This is a genomic window from Brevibacterium sp. 2SA, from assembly GCF_005502845.1.
Lineage (GTDB): Bacteria > Actinomycetota > Actinomycetes > Actinomycetales > Brevibacteriaceae > Brevibacterium.
This window is the reverse complement of record NZ_SCMW01000018.1, coordinates 51192-58013: the sequence shown is the minus strand read 5'-3', so window position 1 is coordinate 58013 and position 6822 is coordinate 51192. Positions and strand designations below refer to the sequence as shown.

Here is a 6822-nt window from a genome sequence, read left to right as displayed (position 1 = left end):
GCTGCCTATGCGGGCAAGGAAGCCGACAACGTCCAGCTGCGTAGCCCGTTGCGCAACATCTCCGAGGTCCGTCACTTCTTCCGCACGAACCAGACGCCGATCTACTTCATCGGCGCCACCCCGTTCAACCTGCTCGGCCTCGACCGCTGGGTCCGCAACTTCTCCTACATCACGTACTACGACGGCTGGGACGGCGCCCACCCCCGCGTGTTCTCGCCCCGCTACAAGCCGTTCGTCGAGTTCGAATCCGGTGAGGCCATCAACAACTGGCTGCTGCTCAATGCCGAGGTCCGCGCCCACATGACGCGCAACGTCCCCCACGGCGAGCGCCCCAAGGTCGCGATGGTCTTCTTCGACGAGGAGACCGAGCGGATCTGCCGCGAGCTCGGCTACGACCTCATCCTCCCCTCGGCGAAGCTGCGCAATCAGCTCGACTCGAAGATCGAGACGACGAAGCTCGGCAACGAGGCGGGCGCCTACTCGGTGCCCAACGTCCTCACCACGGCCGACACCTATGAGGAGCTGACGAAGGCCTCGGTCGCCGAGGGACTCGGCACCGACCTCGTCGTCCAGACCCCCTACGGGGATTCGGGCAAGACGACGTTCTTCATCGCCTCCGAGGAGGAATGGGACAAGCACAAGGACGACATCATCGGCGAACAGCTCAAGGTGATGAAGCGCATCAACAACACCCCGGTCGCCGTCGAGGCCGTGATCACGAGCAGCGGCGTCGTCGTCGGCCCGTTCCTCACCGAACTCGCCGGCTTCCCCGAGCTCACCCCGTACAAGGGCGGCTGGTGCGGCAACGAGATGACCCCCGACGTCCTCACCGCCGACCAGCGCGGCCGGGCCCGCGAACTCGTCCGCCGGATGGGCGAGGGCCTGCGCAAGCGCGGCTACCGCGGGTTCTTCGAGGTCGACGTCCTCGTCGATCTCGACACCAACGACGTCTACCTCGGCGAGCTCAACCCCCGGATCTCCGGCGCCTCGGCGATCACGAACGTCACCGCGGGAGCGTACGCCGACGTGCCGCTCTTCCTCTTCCACCTCCTCGAGTACCTCGACGTCGAATTCGACCTCGACGTCGATGAGATCAACGAGCGGTGGGAGGAGCTCTCCGGTGCGGACGAGTGGAGCCAGATGGTCATCAAGGAGACCGCGCCGATCACCGAGTACATCACCCACTCGCCGCTGACCGGACAGTACTACCTCGACCAGTACGGCACCCTCACCTACAAGCGGGCCGCCCTCGACTGGCACCCGCTCCAGAACGGCAGCGAAGTCTTCTTCCTCCGCATCTACGGAGCCGGCGAATACCGCTGGAAGGGCGCCGACCTCGGCGTGCTCGTGACGAAGAACCCGCTGCAGGTCGATGCCAACGGCAAGAAGTCGCTGAGCATCCGCGCCAAGCACTTCATCGATTCGATCCGTGCGATGTACGCCGGTGTCCCCGTCGCCGCAGAGGATCCTGCGCCGACGATCGGCGGACCCGGGGCCAAGGGCGACTGATAGTCTCAGTCCGACCCCCAGCACAGATCGAAGAGGTGAAGTGTGTCCGAGACATCATCGGATCCGACCCTGACCGACCCCGCGGAGTTCGTCGACCCCGCATCCGCCGAGGCGGTGGTGCCTGCTGAGGCAGCCCTGCCCGCCGAGGCGGTCGAGGTCGACCGCGACAACTGGCAGGACGCCGACAAGGTCCACTGGTCCTTCCAGCACGTCGACGAGGTGCTGCCGACGACGCCGATCTCCCGCGCGGACGGCCCGGTCGCCGAGTTCGCCGCCGACCTCCAGGACCTCGGCGAGGTCGAGATCCCCGAGACGGAGTTCTCAGAGGCCCGCACCGTCCGCAGCGTCATCGACGACTCCGACACCGACGGCTGGATGGTCGTCCACCACGGCACCGTGCTGACCGAGGAGTACTTCGGCGGCATGCAGCCGGAGACCGAACACCTCCTCATGTCGGTGAGCAAGTCGCTCGTCGGCACCGTCGCCGGCGTCCTCGTCGGGGCCGGGGAGATCGACACCGGCAGACTCGTCACGGACTACGTGCCCGAGCTCGCCGACTCCGGCTATGCGGGGGCGACGGTGCGCGACATCCTCGACATGCGCTCGGGCATCAGGTTCTCCGAGGACTACCTCGACCCCGACTCCGAGGTGCGCCAGATCGAGCGGTCCATCGGCTGGTCGGAGACCGACCCCGGCGATGCCAAGGGCATGTACGCCTACCTGCGCACGCTCGAGGCGAAGTCCGAGCACGGCGGACCGTTCGAGTACCGCTCGTGTGAAACCGACGTCCTCGGCTGGGTGTGCGAGAAGGTCGCCGGGCAGAGTATGCAGACGCTCATGTCCCGTGTCCTGTGGTCGCGCATCGGCGCCGAACGCGACGCCCTCATCGCCACCGATCAGTTCGGGGTGGGGATGTTCGACGGCGGGATCAACGCGACCCTGCGCGACCTCGCCCGCTTCGGGTACCTCTACTCGAATCGGGGGCTGTCCCTGACCGGCGAACAGGTGGTGCCGACCTCATGGATCGGCGACACCCTGACCGGCAGCGAGGACACCCGGCAGGCGTTCGCCGACAGCCCCGGCGACAACCGCATGCCCGGCGGGATGTATCGGAACCAGTTCTGGTTCCCCTTCCCCGACTCGCATGCGTTCCTCGCCCTCGGCATCCACGGGCAGATGGTCTACATCAACCCGGGGGCCTCGTTCGTCGGCGTCAAGCTCTCGAGCTGGGGCCTGCCGCAGGACGCGAAGAAGCTCTTCCCCACGATCCGCGCCTTCGACGCCCTCGCCAAAGCCGTCAACTGACACCCTGCGCTCTCCCCTCCCATCCGCGCGCGCTCCGAAGTCATTCACGGGTCACTGAAAGTCACGGGGCCGTAACCGGGCCTGATTTCCACTGGCCGGGACTGTAATCTTTGGGCACGTTCCTTCCCAAAGGAGCTGCAGCGCGCGTTCGCTGCCACCGCGGCCCGACATCCACCGCATCGGATGCCGGGCCGCGGCGCAGAGACAACTGAAGGCACCCATGTGAATCCCCATTCGACATCCACCCCCTCCCCCGAGCCCGGCGCTTTCGACCTCTTCCTCGGCCCCCGCATCATCGAGGAGAAGCGGTTCGCGTGCCGGGTGGCCACTGAATTCCCCGACACCGACCTCGCCGCGGCGACGGTCACCTCCCTCTTCGACCTCACCGCCGGTCGGATCCGCATCGCCCGCGACGTCATCGTCGGCGCCGACCGCGCCCAGGTCGACCTCGACGCCCTCGACTCCGATCGATTCAGCACCCTCCTCGTCCCCCTCGGCGAGGATTCGGAGCTCACCGGCCACCTCGGCGAGGTCCCTCCCGCCGTGCGCCTCCTCCAGGTGCTCGCCCATGTCAGCGTCATCGACCAGCCGACCGTCGCGCTGGCCCGGCAGGCGATCCCCCGGCTCGAAGCCGTCGATGCCACCGGTCTGCCGAGCATCGACGAGATGACCTCCCAGCTCGTCTTCGCCGGTCTGCTGCGCATCGACACGGACCGTCCGGGCACCTACGCGATGCCCGGCCTCGTCCGCTCCGTGGCCCGCCGCTTCGACCAGACGCCGGCCCCGAGCGGGCTGACGGCTCGGCGGGCGCTCAGCTGCGAGCTCGAGGAGTCGTTCCGCTCGCTGCTCGACATCGGCACGTTCCGTCTCGAGGCGATCTTCGGTCTCATCGCCGACCTCGAGGCGTGGTCCCTGCTCGCCGAGGTGTGGGCCGAGCGCGGCTTCAACGTCTTCTACCCCGAGTTCCTCACCGCCGTCCGCGCGATCCTCTCCGCCCCCGCCTCGGCGGCGCGCGGCTCCCTCGTCCTCGCCGAGGCCCAGAGCGCTGCCCGGGAGATCGCGAACATCTCCACGCGCACCGGGTCGACGGATCCGCGCGAGGTCCTCGCGCTCGTCACCTTCGACCGCCTCGACGTGCCGACCCTCGAGCAGGAGCGGGTGCGCCTCGACAACGGCGACTTCACCGCCAACGAGGTGGCCGTGATGACGCTGCGCTCGATGCGCGACCGCCGGCAGCAGGGCGACCTCGACGGCGGGGTGCGGGCGGCCGAGGAGGGCAACCAGTACCTCTTCGCCCGACAGTCCCAGGCCGCACCCCTGTCGCGTCTCTACGATGCGCGTCTGCTCATGGAGCGCGGACTCGATCTCGCGCGGACCGGCGATGTCCGCCGCGGCCAGGACCTCGTCGACCGGGCGGTGACGATCTCCGAGACGATCCTCCCGTTCGACCCGTACCCGCTCGTGCCGGGGCTCGCGATCGCGGCGCTCGGCCATGTCGCCGCCGGGTTCGGTCCGAAGAGCGAGGGCTGTCTGCGCCGGTATGACGAGCTGCGGTCGCGGTTCGACTTCCACACGCTGCAGACGGACTTCATCGCCAACACCCCGCGCTTGCACCGGGCTCTCGACCAGCTCGACCTCGAGGCCTCGGCGGCGGCGATCGCGATCTCCAAGCGCCTGGCCCCGGACCAGCTGGGGTCGCGGGTGTACCGCTACGGGGAGGTCCTCCACAACGTCTACTCCGGCACGGCGGGCCTCTATCTCAAGGAGCATTCGCTCGCACCGGAGAACCAGGTGACGAACACCGACCTGCAGATCGTCGGGTCCGCGTACTCCCTCATGACGATCCTCACCGTCGCCACCGGGGCGCTGCGGGAGGCGCAGGCGCTCGCGGCGCAGGCACCCCTCGTCGACCGCAAGCACGGGCTCTCCCGGGCTCGGGTCGGCTTCGCGCTCGGACAGTACGACGTCGTCGACTCCTCGACCTCGCATGTGCTCATCACGGGCACCGACCCGAAGAAGAAGGGGTCGGCGCTCGCGCTGCGGGCGGCGTCGATGCACCGCCGGGGCCGTGAGACGGCGGCGCTGGCCGATGTCGACAACGCCCTCGACTACTGCATCGTCGCGGGCTCCGTGCTGCCTCTGGCCCTGCTGCCCTCGGACATCAGGGAGGCGTTCGTCCGGGCCACCGCTGCCTCCCGGCAGTGGGATCTCATCGCCGCGACGTTCGAACTCGTCCCGGTCACCGGCGAGGAGCTGCGTGCCCGTCTGCTCGCGCTGCCGCAGACCTTCTTCGAGGCGCAGGTCGAGAACCGTCTGCTCGATTCGCAGGAGCTCGATCTGCTCTTCCGGCTCGAGAAGGCGACCCCGCTCGCACGGATCGCCGCCGACCTCTCCCTGGCCGAGGGCACGGTGAAGAACCGTCTCTCCGCGATCTACCGGAAGCTCGGGGTGCGCAACCGTCGCGACGCCGTCGAATACGGCTACCGCAACGGCTACTTCAGCTGACGGCGGGCGAACGCGCCTGGGCCGGTCGGTGTCATGACTCCGACCGGCCCAGGCGCGTTCTCGGGTATCCGGGGTGTGCTCAGCTCACGGACTGGGCGCGGGCCTCATCGCGGGCTGCGGCGAGCATGCCCTCACGGGTGGCGATCTTCACCCGCTCACGACCCTCAGCCTCCCCAGCCGCCTTCTCGGCAGCCTCGACCCGGTGGTACCCCTGCCAATCGACGAAATCCACACCTTTGGATTCGAGGAGATCGACGATCGCCGACTCCTCGGGGAACACCGGCTCCGCCAACACTCCGGCATTCCGGTCCCCGAGGATATGGCCGATCGTCTCCAGGGCGTCACCCTTCGTGTGCCCGATCAGACCCACCGGGCCGCGCTTGATCCACCCCGTCGCGTACACACCGGGCACCAGATCAGCGCCCGCCGCCTCCGCCTGATCCAAGGTGTCGACGACGCGCCCCTCATGGTTGGGGATGACGCCCTTGCGCGGGTCGAACGGCAGCTGCGGCAACGCCGTACCCGCATATCCGACAGCACGATAGACGGCATCGAACTCCCAGTCCGTCACCACCCCGGTGCCGCGAACATTGCCCGTCCCATCGAGTTCCTGTCGCTCCGTCCGCAGACCAGTCACCCGACCCTCGCCGAGGATCTCGACCGGGGCATGAAGGAAGTGCAGATGCAGACGGCGCTTCGCCCCGGTGGGTTCACGCAGCGTGAAATCCGTCAGAGTCTTCGCGACCTGCTTGACCTGGTTGGACGATTCGATCGCCTCCAGCGAGCCGTCATCGAACTCGAAGTCCTCCGGGTAGACGATGATGTCGACATCCGGCACATGCCCGAGCTCACGCAGCTCGAGCGGGGTGAACTTCGCCTGCGCCGGGCCCCTGCGCCCGAAGACATGGACGTCGGTGACCTTCGAGGACTTCAGACCCTCATACACGTGGTCCGGGATCTCCGTGACATGCATGTCATCGGCCTGCTTCGCCAACACCCTGGCCACATCCAGGGCCACGTTGCCATTGCCGATGACCGCGACCCGTTCCGCGTCGAGCGGCCAGTCCTGGGCCACATCCGGATGCGAGTCATACCAGTTGACGAAATCCGCCGCACCGAACGACCCCTCAAGATCCACACCGGGAATCGTCAACGCCGCATCCGTGATGCACCCCGTGGAGAAGATCACCGCATCGTAGCGATCCGTGAGGTCATCGAGAGTGATGTCGGTGCCGTAGTCGACGTTCGAGAACAACCGGATGTCACCCCGATCCAGCACCTTGATCAGGGCATTGATGATGCCCTTGATCCGCGGATGATCCGGCGCCACCCCGTACCGGACCAGACCGAACGGCGTCGGCAGACGCTCGAAGAGATCAATGCTGACCTCGAAATCACGCTCAGCCTTCGTCAGCAGATCAGCCGCATAGATTCCGGCAGGACCGGCACCCACAATGGCCACACGGAACGGACGAGTCATGGTTCACCTCAGGTCTTTCGTTG

Annotated in this window: 4 protein-coding genes; 3 read left to right on the top strand and 1 reads right to left on the bottom strand. The window is 67.5% G+C overall.

The annotated features are described in order from the left end of the window. The 3 genes from FFS20_RS08785 to FFS20_RS18315 form a co-directional block, all read left to right on the top strand. A partial coding sequence (locus FFS20_RS08785) for a biotin carboxylase (protein ID WP_212743311.1) occupies positions 1-1509 on the top strand: 1509 nt, incomplete at its 5' end. A 42-nt stretch (positions 1510-1551) separates the two neighbouring features. After that, complete coding sequence (locus FFS20_RS08780) at positions 1552-2814, top strand: serine hydrolase (protein ID WP_137825470.1); 1263 nt, start codon at positions 1552-1554, stop codon at positions 2812-2814. Positions 2815-3036: 222 nt separating this feature from the next. Then, positions 3037-5319 carry a LuxR C-terminal-related transcriptional regulator gene (locus FFS20_RS18315; protein ID WP_232623870.1) on the top strand — a complete coding sequence of 761 codons (2283 nt, stop codon included), beginning with the start codon at positions 3037-3039 and terminating at the stop codon, positions 5317-5319. A gap of 79 nt (positions 5320-5398) precedes the next feature. Here FFS20_RS18315 and FFS20_RS08770 read toward each other — a convergent pair whose 3' ends face one another. Then, complete coding sequence (locus FFS20_RS08770) at positions 5399-6799, bottom strand: FAD-dependent oxidoreductase (protein WP_137825469.1); 1401 nt, start codon at positions 6797-6799, stop codon at positions 5399-5401. Positions 6800-6822: the final 23 nt, after the last annotated feature.

What these genes read in the sequence shown, in the direction of transcription:
- FFS20_RS08770 (WP_137825469.1), bottom strand. Translation starts at nt 6,799, where the DNA reads ATGACTCGTCCGTTCCGTGTGGCCATTGTGGGTGCCGGTCCTGCCGGA.